The following is a 16,849-nucleotide window of genomic DNA, read 5'->3' as shown; positions in this document are numbered from 1 at the left end:
CGCGGCCGCGGCCGCCGCCCGGGCCAACCAGGAGGCGCGGACGGCGGCGGCCGACCGGGACGCCGCCCGGGAGCGGGCCGACCGGGCGGAGGCGGAGGCCGCCCGCGCCGCCGACCGGGCACGGCACGCCGAGACGGCCCGCGACGAGGCACGGGGCGAGGCCAGCGCCGCGCAGGCGCTGCGGGTACAGGCCGAACGGGACCGCGACGCCGCCCGCCACGAGCTGCGTACCCTGCGGGCGGAGCTGGACGGCGAACGCCGGCGGGTCACCGACCTGACCGCCGAGCGGGACGCCGCCCGCGCGGACGCCGAGCGGGCGGCCCGCTCGGCCGGCGAGGCCCTGGCCCGGGCGGAGCGACTGCGGGCCGAGGCCGACCGGGCCCGGACCGACGCCGGGGCCGCCCGGACGGCCGCCGAGCAGGCCCGGGCGGAGGCCACCGCGGCCGGGCAGGCCCGGCAGGTGGCGGAGACCGCCCGCGAGCAGGCCGAAGCCGCCCGGGCCGAGGCCGTCACGGCGACCGCGGCGGCCCGAAAGGACCTGGCGGCCCGCACCGGTGAGCGGGACGCCCTGGCCGGCGAGCTGGCCGCCGCACGGCAGGCCGCCGGCGCCGTCGAGGCCCGCCTCGCCGAGCTGATCGTACGGCTGGCCGCCGCCGAGGCCGACCGCGACGCGGCCCAACGCCGGGCCGGGCAGCTCGCCGATCAGGTCAGCGACCTGGCCAGCGCGCTGGCGAAACTGGGTTCCCGCTGACACCGCGCTACTATTGTTGAATGCTCAACCAGTTTCCGTCGCCCGTCGTCGCCACCACCGGCGGCACCGACCCTGCCGCGCCCCTGGTCGTGCTGCTGCACGGCCGCGGCTCCGACGAGCAGGAGATCATCACCCTGGCCGACCACCTGCCGGCCGGCCCGGCGTACGCGGCGGTCCGTGCCCCGATCGCCGAGGGCGGCGGATACGCGTGGTTCGTCAACCGGGGGATCGGCCGCCCGGTCGCCGGGTCGCTGCGCGCCACCATGGACTGGTTCACCGGCTGGCTCGACGAGGCGGCCCCGGCCGGCCGCCCGGTGGCGTTGGTCGGCTTCAGCGGCGGTGCGGCGTTCGCCGGCGGTCTGCTCCTCGACGACCCGGCCCGATACGCCGGCGCCGCGATCCTCTACGGCACCCTGCCCTTCGACGCCGGGGTGCCCACCACGGCCGGCCGGCTGACCGGGGTGCCGGTGTTCGTGGCCCAGGGCGAGCACGACACCGTCATCCCTCGCGAGTTGCTGCACCGCACCTGGACGTACCTGCGCGGCGGGTCCGGTGCGGTGGCGACGGCCCGGCGGGATCCGGTCGGCCACGGCATCGCCGCTGCGGCGCTCGCCGACCTCGACGGCTGGCTGCGGGAACGGCTGGGCTGAGCCGCCACGGGCTGGGACGGGGCTGCGGCCCGGCCCCGACGGCGGGAATGATCAGGGCGTGGGAAAGACGTACGAGCGCATCGACGGCCGGCTGCGGTCCTTCATCGAGGCGCAGCCGATGTTCTTCACCGCCACCGCGCCCCTCGCCGGTGACGGCACGATCAACCTCTCCCCCAAGGGCCTGCGCGGCTCCTTCGCGGTGCTCGACGAACTGACGGTGGCCTACCTGGACTTCGCCGGCAGCAACGCCGAGACCATCGCCCACCTGCGGGAGAACGGCCGGATCACGCTCATGTGGTGCGCGTTCGACGGCCCGCCCAACATCGTGCGGGTGCACGGGCGCGGCGAGCCGGTTTTCCGTGACGATCCCCGGTGGGCGCACCTGCTGGCGCACTTCCCCGACATCGACCCGAGCCCGCACGGGCTGCGGGCGATCGTCGTGGTCCGCGCCGACCTGATCCGTGACACCTGCGGCTACGCGGTCCCGCTGATGACCTACCAGGCCGACCGGGACCTGCACGGCCGACGGTTCGCCCGGGAGGACGACGCGTCGCTGAGCGCGTACTTCGCCGGCAAGCAGCATGTGGCGAGCAGCATCGACGGGCTGCCCGGCCTGCCGCTGCCGCTGCCACCCACCCCGGCGGCGTGACCCGGCGGCCGGCGCCGGTCAGTGGATGCCGGCCATCAGGTGCCGGATGTGCCGGGCGAACATCACCGCGGCCAGCCCCAGCACCACCGACGCCAGGCCGAAGGTGAGGAAGTAGGTCGGCTCCGCCCAGGTCCCGGCCAGTCGCGCCACCTGGCCACCGATCGCGTCGCCGACCGCGGTGGCCAGGAACCACAGGCCCAGCATCTGGCTCGTGTACTTGACCGGGGCCAGCTTGGTGGTGGCCGACAGGCCCACCGGGCTCAGCGACAGCTCACCGGCGACCTGGATGGCGTACACCGCGACCAGCCACCACGGCGCGACCAGGCCGCCGCCGACGGCGGCCTGAGCGGCGGCGGCCATCAGCACGAACGACAGGCCGTTGAGGATCAGACCGACGGCGAACTTCATCGGCGTGGACACCCGGTGGCCGAGCTTGAGCCAGAGCAGGGCGGCCAGCGGCGCGCCGATGATGATCAGGATCGGGTTCACCGACTGCAGCCAGGACGCCGGGAAGGTGAATCCGGCCACGTTCCGGTCGGTGCGGTCGGCGGCGAAGATGTTCAGCACCGACCCGGCCTGGTCGTAGATCAGCCAGAACGCGGCGGCGAACACGAACAGCCAGGTGTAGGCCTTCATCCGGCTGCGTTCGGTGGCGCTGATCTCGTGGTCGGTGAGGATCCGGGCGAAGTAGCCGATCGCCACCAGCACGGTCACCACGGTCAGCAGGTTGACCACGATGTTGACGGTGAACAGCCCGAGCGCGGCCAGCACGGCCAGGACCACCAGCACGACCACGACGACCAGGCCGATGCGGGTCAGCGCCCGGCGCCGGTCCGCGCCGAGCAGCGGGTCGGCCGGCCGGGCGCCGGCGTCGCCCAGGTTGCGTCGGCCCAGCACGTACTGCAGCACACCGAAGGTCATGCCGACCGCGGCGGCGCCGAAGCCCAGGTGCCAGTTGATCTTTTCGCCGAGGAAGCCGGTGATCAGCGGGGCGATGAACGCCCCCAGGTTGATGCCCATGTAGAAGATCGAGAAGCCGGCGTCGCGGCGCGGCGAGTCCCGGTCGTACAGGTCGCCGACCATGGTCGAGATGTTGGGTTTGAGCAGGCCGGTGCCGAGCACGATCAGCGTCATGCCGGCGAACACGCTCCACCGCGCGGGAACAGCCATCACGTAGTGCCCGGCCGCGATGACCACGCCACCCCACAGCACGCTGCGCCGGGCGCCCAGCAGCCGGTCGGCGACCCAGCCGCCGGGCAGCGCCATCAGGTAGACCATCGCGTTGTAGGCGCCGTAGACCGCGTTGGCGGTGGACTCGCGGATGGCCAGGCCGTCGTCGGCGACCGCCGCGGTCAGGTAGAGGACCAGGATGGCCCGCATGCCGTAGAAGCTGAACCGCTCCCACATCTCGGTGAGGAACAGCGTCGACAGCGCCCGGGGGTGACCGAAGAACGTCTTCCCGCGCGGTCGGGCCTCGATCGGCGCGTCGCCGGCCATGCTCACCTCCGCCACCTTGCTGGCGGCTAACATCCCCGTTGACAGGCGAAACACTCCACCGATTCGCCCGGCCGGGCACGACCCCGCCGGGCCGCCCTGGTGGACCGGCTACCCTTGGCGGGTTCCCCTGCCGCGCGGAGGTATTTCGGCGCGGTCGGGAATGGCCCGGCGAGGACGGACCGTTACACCGAGAAGACCAGCACCACGAACGAGGGGAAGCCGATCATGGGCGAGCGCATGCTGCGCGGAAGCCGCTTGGGCGCGGTCAGCTACGAATCCGACCGCAACACGGAGCTCGCGCCGCGTCAGACCCGCGAGTACCTGTGCGCCAAGGGACACCAGTTCGAGGTGCCGTTCGCCGTCGACGCCGAGGTCCCGACGACCTGGGAATGCAAGTTCGACGGCAGCGTCGCCCGGCTGGTCGACGGCAGCGAGCCGGAGCAGAAGAAGGCCAAGCCGCCGCGTACCCACTGGGACATGCTGCTGGAGCGGCGCTCGATCGCCGAGCTGGAGGACATCCTGGCCGAGCGGCTCCAGGAGGTCCGCACCCGCCGCGGCCGCGCCTGACGCACAGCGACGACCGAAACGCCCCCGGGGACATCCCCGGGGGCGTTTCGTCACGTGCGGGGTTTACTGGACGATCTCGCCCTCGATGGCCCGCCCGGGCTCCTGCGGCGGCGTCGGCCGCTGCGGCCCGGCCGCCGGGCCGCCGGCGGGCGGCGGGGGCTGCGGCTCACCCCGGCGGACCCGGACCACCCGCGGCCCGAACAGGTCACCGGCGACCATCGACGACACGCCGCGCTCGGCGGCCCGTTGCGCGCCGGCCCGGGCCAGCCGCCGCACCGGCGGCACCAGCAACAGCAGCCCCACCGCGCCGCTGACCAGGCCGGGCAGCGCCAGCAGCAGCGCCCCGAGCAGGCCGACCAGACCGTCGGTCACCTGCTGGCCGGGCGGCTGCCGGGACTCCACCGCGGCGCGGAAGCCCCGCCACGCGCGCGTTCCCTCGCGGCGCAGCAGCACCAGACCGAGCAGGGACGCCGCGAACATCAGCAGCAACGCGGAGCCGAAACCGATGCCCCGACCCACCAGGACGAACACGGTCAACTCCAGCACCGCGAGCAGCAGCAGGGCCGGTGGTACGTACCTCAGTCCTCGGCGCATCTCACCTCTTCAGCCAGGGGTGTCATCCCGCCCTACCAGCATGACACGCCGGCGCTCACGGCCACCGGGCCAACGCGTCCGGGCGGCGCGCCGCGGCACGCCGGTCCCGCAGCCCCCAGGTGGTGATCCGCCACAGCGCCTCGGCCACGATCAGCGGGCTCATCTTGCTGTCGCCGTGCTCCCGCTCGACGAACGTGATCGGCACCTCGACGATCCGCACCCCGGCCCGGTGCGCCAGCCGGGACAGCTCCACCTGGAACGCGTACCCCTGCGAGCGCACCGAGTCCAGGTCGATGGCGTCCAGCGCACGCGACCGGTAGACCCGGTAGCCGCCGGTGGCGTCGGAGACCGGCATGCCCAGGGCCAGCCGCGCGTACAGGTTGCCGCAGCGCGACAGCAGCAGTCGCCGCAGCGGCCAGTTCACCACCCGGGCGCCGCGGGTCCACCGGGAGCCGATCACCACGTCGGCGTCCCGGGCGGCGTCCAGCAGCGCCGGCAGGTCCTCGGGGGCGTGCGAGCCGTCGGCGTCCATCTCCACCACGGCGTCGTAGCCGCGCTGCCGGGCCCAGGCGAAACCGGCCAGGTAGGCCGCGCCGAGGCCTTCCTTGCCCTGCCGGTGCAGCACGTGCACGTGCGGGTCGGCGCCGGCCAGCCGGTCGGCGATCGCCCCGGTGCCGTCGGGGCTGTTGTCGTCGGCGACGAGGATGTCTACCGCCGGCGCCGCCTCACGGACCCGCGTCACGATCCGGGTGACGTTGTCGGCCTCGTTGTAGGTGGGGATGACCACGAGCACCCGTCCCACCCCGGGATGGCCGACCGTCCTCCTCTCGGCTGCCGCGACCACCGTCGTACCGCCTCCCCGCCGGCGTACCGGCACTGTCCTAGCCGGGGTCGACCTCCCGGCGGCGCAGCACGGCCGCGCCCGCCAGGGCCGCGACGGCGAGCGCCGCGAGGGCCACCTCCGGCCACACCCCGGCCCGGGTGGCCGGGGTACGTCCGTCCCCGAGCTGCAGCTGCCGCACCACCACGGCCGCGCTGTTGAACCCGGTGGCCCCGTCTACCCGCCCGTCGGGGGAAACGAACCCGGACACTCCGACCGTGGAGGCCATCAGGGCGTTGCGGCCGTGCTCGACGGCACGCAACCGCACCATGGCCAACTGCTGCCGGGCCTCGGCCACGTCGAAGGTGGCGTTGTTGGTCTGCACCACCAGCAGCTGCCCGCCACCGGTGACGGTGTCCCGGACCAGACCGTCGTAGGCGACCTCGAAGCAGATCACGTCGCCGAGGGTGACCTCGCCGCTGTCCAGCACGCCGGCGTGGGAGCCCGGGACGAAGTCGGAGCGGACCCGGTCGACCTCGGAGCTGACCATCCGGGCGATCTTGCGCAGTGGGATGTACTCGGCGAACGGCACCGGGTGCCGTTTGGTGTAGAGCTGGTCGAGGTCCGGCCCGCTGCCGGGACGCCAGAGCAGGCCGGCGTTGCGGACCTGCCCCTCGCCGGGGCCGAGCAGCACCGCGCCGACCAGGATCGGCGCGCCGATCGCGTCGGCGGCCTGGGAGATCCGGTACCCGGCGTCCGGGTTGCGCAGCGGGTCGATGTCGCTGGAGTTCTCCGGCCACACCACCAGGTCGGGGCGGCGCTGGGTGCCGGCGGTCACCTGTTCGGCAAGCGTCAGGGTGGCGTCGACGTGGTTGTTGAGCACGGCTTCCCGCTGGGCGTTGAAGTCCAGCCCGAGGCGGGGCACGTTGCCCTGCACGATGGCGACGGTGATGGTGTCGCCGCCACCGCGTACGCCGGTGGGGACGCTCCCGGCCACGGCGAGCAGGGCCGCGAGGACGGCGGCCAGCCCGGCCACCGGACGCCAATGCCCGGCGGGCCGGCGCCAGTCGCGCCAGGCGAGGGCGACCAGCAGCCCACCGGCGAGCGCGACGGCGAAGGTGACCAGCGGGGCGCCGCCGAGCGCGGCCAGCCGCAGCAGCGGGGAGGTGTCCTGGCTGAACGCCAGCCGCCCCCACGGGAACCCGCCGAACGGGGTCCGGTCGCGCAGCGCCTCCTGCCCCACCCACAGCAGCCCGGTGACCACCGGCCAGCCCCACCGGTACCGGTCGACCAGCGGCGACACCCAGGCCGTGGCGGCGCCGAGCAGCGCCAGGTAGCCCGCCTGCAGCAGGGACAGCAGGAGCCACGGCAGGTAGCCGGTGTGCAGGTTGGTCCACTCCAGCAGCGGCGCGAACAGCGCCACCCCGGCCAGGAAGCCCAGCCCGGCGCCGGCCCGCAGCCGCCGCCGGTGGGTGGCGGCGGCGAGCAGTGCCACCCCGGCCAGGGCGAGCGGCCACACCCCGTACGGGGGGAAGGCGGCCAGCAGCGCCAAGCCGGCGGCAACGGCCATCGGCACGGCCGCGGTCAGCGGCAGGGGGCGCGGGCGCGCCGCCTCGCGTGCCACGTCGGTGGCACGGGTCTCTTCCCGGTCGAGCGTCGTCACCGGCACCTCACCACGATCACGCGCCGAAGGCTACCCGGACGGGACGCTCGGCGGCCCCGGCGGGCCGGGGCTTCAGTCGGGGAATCTGATCACCGGCAGGTCGTCGCCGTAGCGGGACTCCCCGGTGAGGATGGGCGCGTCGTGGTCGAGGCACGCCAGCACGGTGGCGGCCAGGTCCACGCGGCCGGTGAAGCCACGCCAGTACGCCAGTTCCTGCCACGATCCGGCGGCGGTGGGCAGCACGGCGCACGCGTCCAGTGCGAGCAGTCGACGCAGCGCGGCCCGGTCCTTCGGGTCGTCGACGGCCGCGTACGTCTCGGCGGCGGCGACCGCGGTGACGCCGAAGCGCACCCCGTCGGCGATCACCTCGTGCAGGGTCTCCCCGACGTGCACCGACCCGGCCAGGTACGCCCGCAGCGCGGACCGGTCGAGCACCAGCCGCACCGGCGGGGCGTCCGGGCCGCTCACGCGGCGGTGACCCGGCCGGCGGGATCCTCGTCGACGGTGTGCCGGACCCGCTCCCGCACGGCCTGGTAGCGCTCGGCGGGCCAGGCGACGTCAACGGCGGCCCGCACCGCCCGCGCCCGCGCCACCCCCGCCTCGGTGACGGTGATGCCCTGGTGGGCCAGCTCGGCGTCGAGGGCCTCCCGACGCATCAGCGCCCGGGCGGCGTGCACCAGGTACGCGCTGGCGTTGGGCTCCTGCTCGAGACGCTCGGCGACGTCCGGCGGGACCGAGATCGACAACTTCCGCACCGGTCTGGTCATACCGCTCAGCATAACTGGTGCCACCAGCATGGCGGTGCCCGTTTCGGCAGCTGACGCATCGCGGGACTTGCGTGATCGAGCCCGGAGACGGAAATCGGGGCGCGACTCGCGCCGCGCCCCGATGCTCCCAGGCCCTTCCCGGCCGGTGAGGCGAGGACGAGCGGCGCCGACCTTCGGACCGACCGGACGTGGACTGGCTGCCCCCGCCTGGCCGTTGTCTACTGGCCGTGCCTTTCACCCTGCCCGTACACCGGTAACCGCGGCCGGTTCGCGCCGCCCCGCCGACCCCCGCCCGCTGGACCTGGCCGCCGCAACCACATCAGGTCGCTCGGCCAGCGGACGAAGGGACGAAGCGAACAACAGCCGCTTCCCGTGGTAGGACTCAAAGACGGTACGGTGTGGACCCCTCCCGCTGTCAACCCACCCCGGCCTGTCGTGTGTTGCGACACGGCGTGTCGCGTCGGCGCGTCCCGGCGCGTACGCGGACGGCGACGATTCACCGATCCAAATGCCGGCGCAGCAACGCGGCGGCGGCCCGCGGATGGTCGTCGGCGAGCAGCCCGGCGGCGGCCAGGACGTAGTCGACGTCGACGACCGGGCGGGCGGCGCGCGGCAGCGGCCATCCGCCGGCGTGGTCGGTGAGGACCGCGTCGAGGACGGCGGCGGCGTCGGCGGGTTCGGCGTGCCGCAGCACCCCGCCGGAGCCCACCACCAGTTTCACGTCGCGCAGGTCCCGCCCGGCGCGCTCCCCGGTGGCGGCGCCACGGGCGTGCCGGCGCAGCGCCACGGTCGCGGCCAGCGCCGCGATACGCCGGTCGGCGGCCCGGTCGGCGCCGTCGGCGGGCAGGAACCCGGGGTCGGCGGCGCGCACCGCCGCGGCGGCCGCCAACTGCTCCTCGTCCCCCGGCGCGAGCAGCCGCTCCTCGACGGCGGCCCGGACCACGCCGGGGGCACTCCACCGCATCCCCAGGTCCCCCTCGACCGTGCGGGCCCGCCACAGGGTGCCGGCGACCTCCTGGCTGGGGCCGGTGTCCCGCTCGTCGGGGGTGAGCACCGAGTACACGTCGGTGGTGGCGCCACCGACGTCGACCACGGCCAGGTCGCCGCCAACAGCGTCGGCCAGCACCTCCACACCGGTGAGCACCGCGTCGGGGGTGGCGGCGCGGACCAGGCGGGTGAACCGGCTGCCGCGGGACAGTTTCTTGCCGCCGATGACGTGCCGCAGAAACACCTCGCGGATGGCGGCGCGGGCGGGCGCCGGGGCGAGCACCCCGATGCGAGGCAGCACGTTGTCGGCGGCGGTGACCGGCACCCCCGCCGCGGCGAGCACGGCGTGCAGGTCGTCGCGGGCCTCGACGTTGCCGGCCAGCACCACCGGCACCCGCCAGCGGGCCCTCGCCAGCCGGGTGGCGTTGTGCGTCAACACCTCCGCGTCGCCGCCGTCGGTGCCGCCGACCAGCAGCACCACGTCGGGACGCGCCGCGCGCAGCGCGGTCAGGTCGGCCGCGCCCAGCCGCCCGGCGGCCACGTGCACCACGTTCGCCCCGGCGGACAGGCCGACCCGCCGGCCGGCCTGCGCGGTGACCAGGGGCTCGTAGCCGATGACGGCCAGGCGCAGGCCACCCCCGGCGGACGAGCAGACGTACCAGGGCAGGTCCCGCACGCCGAGCCCGGCGGTGGCCGCGCCGACCGCGGCGTCCAGGCCGTGCAGCACGTCCGTGGCCACGGTGGTCGGCGCGGACGCCGCCGCGACCAGCCGACCGGCGTCGAGGTCGACCACCGTGGCCTTGGTGTACGTGGACCCGACGTCGGCGCAGACGGCGACGTTCACGCCGCCGCGGGCACGACGACCGTGCCGGTCGCGGTGACCGCGACGATCGGCTCGGCGAGGACCTCGGCGGCCGACTCGGACCGGTCGGGGCGGCCCCGGCATACCACCCGCGCCTCGAAGTCGATGGTGCGGCTGCGGGTGCCGACCCGGGTGACGGTGGCAACGACCTCGAGCACGTCGCCGGCCTTCATCGGCGCCTTGAACTGCACGTCCGAATAGGAGGCGAACAGTCCCTCGTCGCCGTCGGTGCGGATGCACACCTCGGTGGCGACATCCCCGAACAGGCCCAGCGCGTACGCCCCGTCGACCAGGTTCCCCGCGTAGTGGGCATGGGAGTACGGCACATATCGCCGATGCGTCACCGTCAGACCCAGCCGCGCGTCGCTCATGCTCTCGCCTTCTTGTTCGTGATCAGGGCGTGGACCAGATAACTGGCGACCTCGCCCGGGGTGGTGCCACGGCCGAAGATCCGGTCGACGCCCAGTTCATCGGTCATGGTCTCGTCGAAACGCGGCCCGCCGACGATCAGCAGCGGCCGCTTCCCGGCCGGCATGGCCTCCCGGAACGCGGCCGACATCTCCCGGGTGTTGTGCAGATGCGCGTCACGCTGGGTCACGACCTGCGACACGAGCACCGCGTCGGCCTTCTCCCGCCGGGCCGCCTCCACCAACTCCGGCACGCTGACCTGCGCGCCCAGGTTGACGACCTTCAGCTCCCGGTAGTACTCCAGGCCCTTCTCCCCCGCGATGCCCTTGACGTTGAGGATCGCGTCGATGCCGACGGTGTGCGCGTCGGTGCCGATACACGCCCCCACCACCGACAGCTTGCGCCGCAGCTTCTGCTTCACCACCGCGTTGACCTCCTTGGCCGACAGCAGCGGGAAGTCCCGCTCCACCACCTGCACCTGGGACAGGTCCACCAGATGGTTGACCCGGCCGTACACGACGAAGAAGGTGAACCCGTCGCCCATCTGCTTGGCGTGCACCAGCATCGCCGGGTCGATGCCCATCCGGTTGGCCAGCTGGACCGCCGCGCCCTCCGCCCGCTTGTCGTGCGCCACCGGCAGGGTGAACGACACCTGCACCATGCCGTCACCGGTGGTGTCCCCGTACGGCCGGACGATCTTCTTCTCCACGGCCGTCACGCCGCCGCCTCCAGGATCTCGGTGGCCGGGTTGTAGTAGTCGGCCTCGTGCCTCGCGACACCGTCGAGACCCTTGCCACGATCCGCCGGCCGCTTCATGATCCCGAACGTGCCCTCGGCGATCGCGGTCAGCAACGACTGCTCACCGATCCGCTCCAACAGGTCGACCGCCTCCGACAGCACCCGGTGCGCGCGCTGCTGGATGAACCCGCCAGGCGCGGGCACGAAGTCCTCGTGCAGGCCACCGGCCGCGCCCAACACGTACCGCACGTTCTGCAGGGCGATGTCCCGGTCGGACAGCCACGGCGTCACCACGGCCTCGGTCATCATGCCGACCAGCAGGATGCCCTGCCCGGTCATGGTGCCGACCAGGTTGAAGAACCCGTCCAGCAGGTTGCCGCGGAACACGTCGCCGGTCATGTGCTTGGTCGGCGGCATCCACTTCAGCGGCGCGTCCGGGAACAACTCCCGGGCCAGCAGCGCGTGCGCCAACTCGAGCCGGAACGACTCCGGCAGGTCCGGGTTGATCTCGAACGCGTGCCCCAGACCCAGCTGCCAGTCCCGCAGCCCGGCCTCGTGCGCGAAGTACTCGTTGAGCAGCTGCGACACCGTCACCGTGTGCGCCTCGTCCACCGCGTCCGCGGTGGTCAGGTAGTTGTCCTCACCGGTGTTGATGATGATCCCGGCCCGGGCATGCACCTGCCGCGAGAACCGCTGGTCGACGAAGGTGCGGATCGGATTGATGTCGCGGAACAGGATGCCGTACATCGAGTCGTTGAGCATCATGTCCAGCCGTTCCAGACCGGCCAGGGTGGCCATCTCCGGCATGCACAGGCCCGACGCGTAGTTCGTCAGCCGCACGTACCGGCCCAACTCCCGCGACGACTCGTCCAGCGCCGCCCGCATCAGCCGGAAGTTCTCCTGCGTGGCGTACGTCCCGGCGAAACCCTCCCGGGTGGCGCCCTCGGGCACGTAGTCCAGCAACGACTGCCCCGTGGACCGGATCACCGCGATGATGTCCGCCCCGGCACGAGCCGCGGCCTGCGCCTGCGGAATGTCCTCGTAGATGTCGCCGGTCGCCACGATCAGATAGATCCACGGCCGCTGCTCCGGATCCCCGTACCGCCTGACCAGACGGTCCCGCTCGGCGCGGCGCCGATCGACCTGCCGCACGCCGACGGCGACCGCCTTGCGGGACGCCCGCCGGGCAGCCGTGGCCGCCTTACCACTCGGCTGGGTGAACCGCACCGACCCGGCGGCGGCCTTCTGCGCCAACAACGTCACGTCGGCGACGCCCTCACGGGCCAGCGCGTCGAACACCGGCACAGCCACCCCGTGCCCCAGCCCCACGTCCGCCACCACCGCGTCCACGAGCCGATTGACCCACGGAATGCCGTCCGGGTCCGCCCCGGTCACCCCGGCCAGCCGCAGCACCGCCCGCTCCACCGACACCGTCGTGTGGCTACGCGCCAGATCCACCACCGGCTGCCCGGCCCGGCGCGCCAACTCCCGCGCCCGCGCCACCAGCGCCGGATCCAGCCCAAGCTTGCCCGTCACGAACACCCTTCCCCATCGCTCACGTCACCGCTCCTGAAAGATCACGTCACCGCGCAGCACCGTGGCCCGGCACACCGGCAACGGCGTCGGATCGTCCGCACCCCGCAGCTCCGAATCCTCGGCCTCCAACACCGGCAGACCCCGGTGCACCCCGGCCGGGGTGTCCCACACCGCGAACGTGGCCGGCGCGCCCAGCGCCAGCACACCCTCGTTGTCCAGGTGCACCGCCCGCCACCCGCCACGGGTGTGCGCCGCGAACGCCGCCCGCACACTCATCCGCTGCACCGGGTTGTGATGCGCCGCCGCCGCCCGCACCGACCCCCACGGGTCAAGCGGCGTCACCGGCGAATCCGAACCGAACGCCAGCGCCACCCCGACCGAGTGCATCGCGCCCATCGGGTTGGACTCCAACGACCGGTCCAGCCCCAACCGCGACTCGTACATCCGGCCCGCGCCACCCCACAGCCGATCGAACGCCGGCTGCATCGACGCCACCACGCCGTACTCCACGAACCCGGCGATCAGCCGCTTGTTCATGATCTCCGCGTGCTCGACCCGATGCCGGGCCGCCCGCAGCCGATCCACACCCAGCTTCTCCGCCGCCCCCGCGAACCCGTCGAGCACCGTGGCGATCGCCGCGTCCCCGATGGCGTGGAAACCACCCTGCATCCCGTGCGCCGCACAGTCCAACAAATGGTCACGCACCTGCTCGGCGGTCACGTACCCGTGCCCACACCCACCCGACTCCCCGTCCAGGTACGCCGCCGACACGTGCGCCGTCCGCGACCCCAACGCCCCGTCGGCGAACAGGTCCCCACCCGCACCCACCGCACCCAGATCCCGGGCCCGCGCCGCACCCAGCAACTCACCCCAGTACCCGTACACCTCCGGCAGGCCGGCCCCGGAAACCGCCAGCAGCCCGGTGAAGTCCTCCTCGTCGGAGATCTCCGGGCCGCCGCACTCGTGCACCGCCGCGATACCCAGCGACGCCGCGTGCGCCAGCGCCCGCCGCTGCGCCGCGACCCGCTGCGCCCGCGTCACCGACGCGAACGCCGCCGCCCGCACCACATGATGCGCGTCACGCCGCAGCCAGCCCGACGGGTCGAACCCGGCCGCGCCCGCCGCCTCCGGACAGGCCGCCAGCAGCGCCGCCGACACCAGCGCCGAATGAATCGACGCCTGCGACAGGTACACCTTCCGGCCCCCCGCGGCCCGGTCCAGCGCCGCCGCGTCCGGCAACGCCCGATCCGACCAGGTCGACTCGTCCCACCCGTGCCCGAGCACCACCGCGTCACCCGGCAGGCCCGCCGCGAACGCCGACACCGCGTCCAGCAGCTCACCCGCCGACCGCACCGCGACCAGATCCAGGCCGGACAGGGCCAGCCCGGTGTCGGTCGCGTGCACATGGGCGTCCACGAACGCCGGCGTCACCAGCGCCCCGGCCAACTCCACCACCCGGTCGGCGGCCGGCACGTCGGCGGCGGCACCCAACCAGGCGATCCTGCCGTCACGCACCAGCAACGCCGTCGCGGACGGATCGGCGGGACAGTGCAGCACACCGCCGCGGTACAAGGTCGAGGGGTTCGTCATGGTGTCAGTCTGCCGCCAACCGGGCCTCGAACAGACGACGCACCCCCGGCTCGGCGCGCAGCAGGTCCAGCGCCAACTCCGCGTGACCCGGCACGTACCCGTTGCCGACCAGCATCGTCACGTCCGCCGCCAGACCCTCCGCGCCCAGCGCCGCCGCCGCGAAGCTCGTCGCCATCGAGAAGAAGATCACCGTGCCGCCGTCCTCGGTGCTCAGGATCGCCCCGTGCTCGCAGCCCGGCACGTCCACGCACACCACCGTCACATCCGCCGGCGCGCCCAGCGCCGTCGTCACCGCCGTGGACAGACCCACCGGGTCACGCGCGTCGGCCAGCGCGACCACGTCGGCCAGGCCCGCCGCCGTCAACGCGTCCCGCTCCCCCGCCACCGGCACCACGCCGACCGTACGGCCCGCACCCGCCCGCCGCGCCGCCGCCAGCGACAACGACCCGCTCTTGCCGGCGCCACCGATCACCGCCACGCTCACCGGCCGGGCGTCCCCCTCGCGCCGGCGCCGCGCCACCTGCTCGGCGACCACCCGCGCGGTCAACGCCGGCGCCCCGCACACGTCCAGCACCGCCAGGGACAACTCCGGGTGCAGGTCCGCCGGCAGCACCGCCGCGATCGACCGGGCGAACAGGATCGCGTACCCGTCACAGGGCACCTGCTCGCTGCGCCCGTCCCAGCGGGTCAGGCCGTCGAGGATCAGCAGCGGGGTCAGGGTCAGCGACACCAGCGTCGCCACCCGGTCACCCGGCTGCAACCCCAGCGGGGACCGCTTCCCGGCCTCCTCCACGGTGCCGATCAGCATGCCGCCGGAGCCGGTCACCGGGTTCTGCATCTTCCCCCGACTGGAGATGATCTCCAGCACCTCGGCGCGGACCTTCTCCCCGTCCCCGCCGTGCTTCTCCGACAGCTGCCGGAAACTCGCCGCGTCCAGATTCAGCCGCTGTACCCGGATCCGCACCTCGTTCGAGGCGATCCGCGGGTCCGCGTCCAGGCGCCACGCCGCCTGCGGCAGCACCCCCGCCGGTTCCACAACACGGTGCAGGCCCACCGGTGACGTCACGCCGACCCCCTATGTCCAGCCGCTCGAACCCCCGGCCAGGGCTCGCATCACGGGAAAACTTCCGGCAGACTAATTTCTTCACCGGATATTTTCCAGTAGCCTACGCAACCGCTGATCAACCACACCGCAACGAGGAGGGGCCGTGACCCAGACCCAACCGGTGGAGACCATCCCAACGCCCCGCCCCGCGCCGGTCGCGGTCCCCACCGCCGGACAGCCCTACGAATACCGCCGCAGCCCCCTGGTCGAACCCGACTGGACCCGCTTCCCCGGCTGGCGCCACGTCACCCGCGAGCAGTGGGAGAACGCCCAATGGCAGCGGGTCAACTGCGTCAAGAACATCAAGCAGCTGCGCAGCGTCCTCGGCGACCTCGTCGACGAGACCTTCTACGCCGACCTCGAGGCCGACCAGAAGAACCTGGCCACCATGTCCATGCTGGTGCCCCCACAGATGCTCAACACCATGGTGCCGTTCGCGCCCATGACCACCGAGGCGTTCCTCGCCGACCCGGTCCGCCGTTACATGATCCCCGTCGCCTCCGACCGGCGCACCGACTGGCCGTCCCACCCCTACGCCACCCGCGACAGCCTCCACGAGCACGACATGTGGGTCGCCGAAGGCCTCACCCACCGCTACCCCACCAAGGTCCTCGCCGAACTCCTCTCCACCTGCCCGCAGTACTGCGGCCACTGCACCCGCATGGACCTGGTCGGCAACTCCACCCCCACCGTCGACAAGCTCAAGCTCACCCTCAAGCCCGTCGACCGGTACGACGCCCACATCACCTACCTCAAGGCACACCCCGGCGTCCGCGACGTCGTCGTCTCCGGCGGGGACGTGGCCAACGTGCCCTGGAAGAACCTCGAGTCCTACCTCATGCGGCTACTCGAGATCGAAACCATCCGCGACATCCGGCTCGCCACCAAGGCCCTCATGGGCCTGCCCCAGCACTGGCTCCAGCCCGACGTCGTCGAGGGCCTCGAACGGGTCGCCCGCACGGCCGCCCGCCGCGGCGTCAACCTGGCGATCCACACCCACGTCAACCACGCCCAGTCGCTCACCCCGCTGGTCGCCAAGGCCGCCCAGACCGCCCTCGACGTCGGCGTCCGCGACGTCCGCAACCAGGGCGTCCTCATGCGCGGCGTCAACGCCACCAGCGCCGACCTGCTCGACCTCTGCTTCGCCCTCCAGGGCGAGGCCGGCATCCTGCCGTACTACTTCTACATGTGCGACATGATCCCCAACGCCGAGCACTGGCGGGTCCCCGTCTGGCACGCCCAGCAACTCCAGCACGACATCATGGGCTACCTGCCCGGCTACGCCACCCCGCGGATCGTCTGCGACGTCCCCTTCGTCGGCAAGCGCTGGGTCCACATGCTCACCGAGTACGACCGCGAACGCGGCATCTCCTACTGGACCAAGAACTACCGCACCTCGATCGAGTCCGCCGACCTCGAAGCGCTCAACAAGCGCTACGCCTACTACGACCCGATCGATACCCTCCCCGAGGCCGGCCAGGCCTGGTGGGCAGCCCACCGCAACGACTGACCACAACCCCCGACCGTGCCCCGCGGCTCGACGGCCGGGGTCACCGGATGCAAGCGGCGGCGGGCCCCCGGAACTCCGGGGGCCGGTCGGGAGAGGGTCGGGGGGGGGAAGAGTGTGGGGGAGGGTGGTAGAGTTGGGGGGGGGGTGGCGGCGTA

The 16,849-nt window shown here is 73.4% G+C and carries 16 protein-coding genes and 1 pseudogene; 5 read left to right on the top strand and 12 right to left on the bottom strand.

All coding sequences use genetic code 11. From position 1 onward, the window contains the following. The 3 genes and pseudogenes from ONA70_RS25405 to ONA70_RS25395 all read left to right on the top strand — a co-directional run. Positions 1-751: pseudogene (locus ONA70_RS25405) on the top strand (hypothetical protein); the annotation flags it as partial. 20 nt (positions 752-771) lie between these two features. Beyond that, complete coding sequence (locus ONA70_RS25400; RefSeq protein WP_265008999.1) at positions 772-1,401, top strand: alpha/beta hydrolase; 630 nt, start codon at positions 772-774, stop codon at positions 1,399-1,401. 58 nt (positions 1,402-1,459) lie between these two features. Beyond that, positions 1,460-2,050, top strand: coding sequence for a pyridoxamine 5'-phosphate oxidase family protein (locus ONA70_RS25395; RefSeq protein ID WP_265008998.1), 591 nt, complete (start codon positions 1,460-1,462; stop codon positions 2,048-2,050). Positions 2,051-2,068: 18 nt separating this feature from the next. Here the strand turns inward: ONA70_RS25395 and ONA70_RS25390 are convergent, their stop codons facing one another. Next, on the bottom strand, positions 2,069-3,547 hold the full coding sequence (locus tag ONA70_RS25390) for a peptide MFS transporter (protein ID WP_265009002.1): 1,479 nt from the start codon (positions 3,545-3,547) through the stop codon (positions 2,069-2,071). Between the two features lie 225 nt (positions 3,548-3,772). Between ONA70_RS25390 and ONA70_RS25385 the strand changes: the two genes are divergently transcribed. Beyond that, a complete protein-coding gene (locus ONA70_RS25385; protein ID WP_046564157.1) occupies positions 3,773-4,114 on the top strand; it encodes an RNA polymerase-binding protein RbpA in 342 nt (113 codons plus the stop codon). A gap of 63 nt (positions 4,115-4,177) precedes the next feature. Here ONA70_RS25385 and ONA70_RS25380 read toward each other — a convergent pair whose 3' ends face one another. From ONA70_RS25380 to kdd, 11 genes are all read right to left on the bottom strand, one after another. After that, positions 4,178-4,708, bottom strand: coding sequence for an FxsA family protein (locus tag ONA70_RS25380; RefSeq protein ID WP_265008997.1), 531 nt, complete (start codon positions 4,706-4,708; stop codon positions 4,178-4,180). A gap of 55 nt (positions 4,709-4,763) precedes the next feature. Then, the gene (locus ONA70_RS25375) at positions 4,764-5,552 is read right to left on the bottom strand and encodes a polyprenol monophosphomannose synthase (RefSeq protein WP_265008996.1); all 789 of its coding nucleotides are present in this window, start codon (positions 5,550-5,552) and stop codon (positions 4,764-4,766) included. 37 nt (positions 5,553-5,589) lie between these two features. Continuing rightward, complete coding sequence (lnt, locus tag ONA70_RS25370) at positions 5,590-7,191, bottom strand: apolipoprotein N-acyltransferase (protein WP_406601241.1); 1,602 nt, start codon at positions 7,189-7,191, stop codon at positions 5,590-5,592. 72 nt (positions 7,192-7,263) lie between these two features. After that, the gene (locus ONA70_RS25365) at positions 7,264-7,659 is read right to left on the bottom strand and encodes a hypothetical protein (RefSeq protein WP_265008995.1); all 396 of its coding nucleotides are present in this window, start codon (positions 7,657-7,659) and stop codon (positions 7,264-7,266) included. Then, positions 7,656-7,958 carry a hypothetical protein gene (locus tag ONA70_RS25360; RefSeq protein ID WP_265008994.1) on the bottom strand — a complete coding sequence of 101 codons (303 nt, stop codon included), beginning with the start codon at positions 7,956-7,958 and terminating at the stop codon, positions 7,656-7,658. Before ONA70_RS25360 ends, ONA70_RS25365 begins: the two co-directional genes overlap by 4 nt. A 496-nt stretch (positions 7,959-8,454) precedes the next feature. Continuing rightward, on the bottom strand, positions 8,455-9,789 hold the full coding sequence (locus ONA70_RS25355; RefSeq protein WP_265008993.1) for a glutamate mutase L: 1,335 nt from the start codon (positions 9,787-9,789) through the stop codon (positions 8,455-8,457). Beyond that, positions 9,786-10,178: a 3-aminobutyryl-CoA ammonia lyase gene (gene kal / locus ONA70_RS25350; RefSeq protein WP_265008992.1), complete on the bottom strand. Its 393-nt coding sequence runs from the start codon at positions 10,176-10,178 to the stop codon at positions 9,786-9,788. The genes ONA70_RS25355 and kal overlap by 4 nt, the downstream gene beginning before the upstream one ends. Beyond that, positions 10,175-10,933, bottom strand: coding sequence for a lysine 5,6-aminomutase subunit beta (kamE, locus tag ONA70_RS25345; RefSeq protein WP_265008991.1), 759 nt, complete (start codon positions 10,931-10,933; stop codon positions 10,175-10,177). The genes kal and kamE overlap by 4 nt, the downstream gene beginning before the upstream one ends. Then, positions 10,930-12,489: a lysine 5,6-aminomutase subunit alpha gene (gene kamD / locus ONA70_RS25340; protein ID WP_265008990.1), complete on the bottom strand. Its 1,560-nt coding sequence runs from the start codon at positions 12,487-12,489 to the stop codon at positions 10,930-10,932. The genes kamE and kamD overlap by 4 nt, the downstream gene beginning before the upstream one ends. A 24-nt stretch (positions 12,490-12,513) precedes the next feature. Beyond that, positions 12,514-14,079 (bottom strand): amidohydrolase, encoded by a 1,566-nt coding sequence (locus tag ONA70_RS25335; protein ID WP_265008989.1) that lies wholly within the window; start codon positions 14,077-14,079, stop codon positions 12,514-12,516. A 4-nt stretch (positions 14,080-14,083) separates the two neighbouring features. Beyond that, on the bottom strand, positions 14,084-15,145 hold the full coding sequence (gene kdd, locus ONA70_RS25330) for an L-erythro-3,5-diaminohexanoate dehydrogenase (protein WP_454557363.1): 1,062 nt from the start codon (positions 15,143-15,145) through the stop codon (positions 14,084-14,086). Positions 15,146-15,287: 142 nt separating this feature from the next. Here kdd and ONA70_RS25325 point away from each other — a divergent pair, with 142 nt between their 5' ends. Beyond that, complete coding sequence (locus tag ONA70_RS25325) at positions 15,288-16,694, top strand: KamA family radical SAM protein (RefSeq protein WP_265008988.1); 1,407 nt, start codon at positions 15,288-15,290, stop codon at positions 16,692-16,694. Positions 16,695-16,849 lie beyond the last annotated feature (155 nt).

Origin of the sequence: Micromonospora yasonensis (genome assembly GCF_026013475.1) — a bacterium.
GTDB classification, from domain to species: Bacteria; Actinomycetota; Actinomycetes; order Mycobacteriales; family Micromonosporaceae; genus Micromonospora; species Micromonospora yasonensis.
This window is presented reverse-complemented; position numbering and strand designations above follow the sequence as displayed.

What these genes read in the sequence shown, in the direction of transcription:
- ONA70_RS25390 (WP_265009002.1), bottom strand. Translation starts at nt 3,547, where the DNA reads ATGGCCGGCGACGCGCCGATCGAGGCCCGACCGCGCGGGAAGACGTTC.
- ONA70_RS25335 (WP_265008989.1), bottom strand. Translation starts at nt 14,079, where the DNA reads ATGACGAACCCCTCGACCTTGTACCGCGGCGGTGTGCTGCACTGTCCC.
- ONA70_RS25385 (WP_046564157.1), top strand. Translation starts at nt 3,773, where the DNA reads ATGGGCGAGCGCATGCTGCGCGGAAGCCGCTTGGGCGCGGTCAGCTAC.
- ONA70_RS25380 (WP_265008997.1), bottom strand. Translation starts at nt 4,708, where the DNA reads ATGCGCCGAGGACTGAGGTACGTACCACCGGCCCTGCTGCTGCTCGCG.
- kal (WP_265008992.1), bottom strand. Translation starts at nt 10,178, where the DNA reads ATGAGCGACGCGCGGCTGGGTCTGACGGTGACGCATCGGCGATATGTG.
- ONA70_RS25400 (WP_265008999.1), top strand. Translation starts at nt 772, where the DNA reads ATGCTCAACCAGTTTCCGTCGCCCGTCGTCGCCACCACCGGCGGCACC.
- ONA70_RS25360 (WP_265008994.1), bottom strand. Translation starts at nt 7,958, where the DNA reads ATGACCAGACCGGTGCGGAAGTTGTCGATCTCGGTCCCGCCGGACGTC.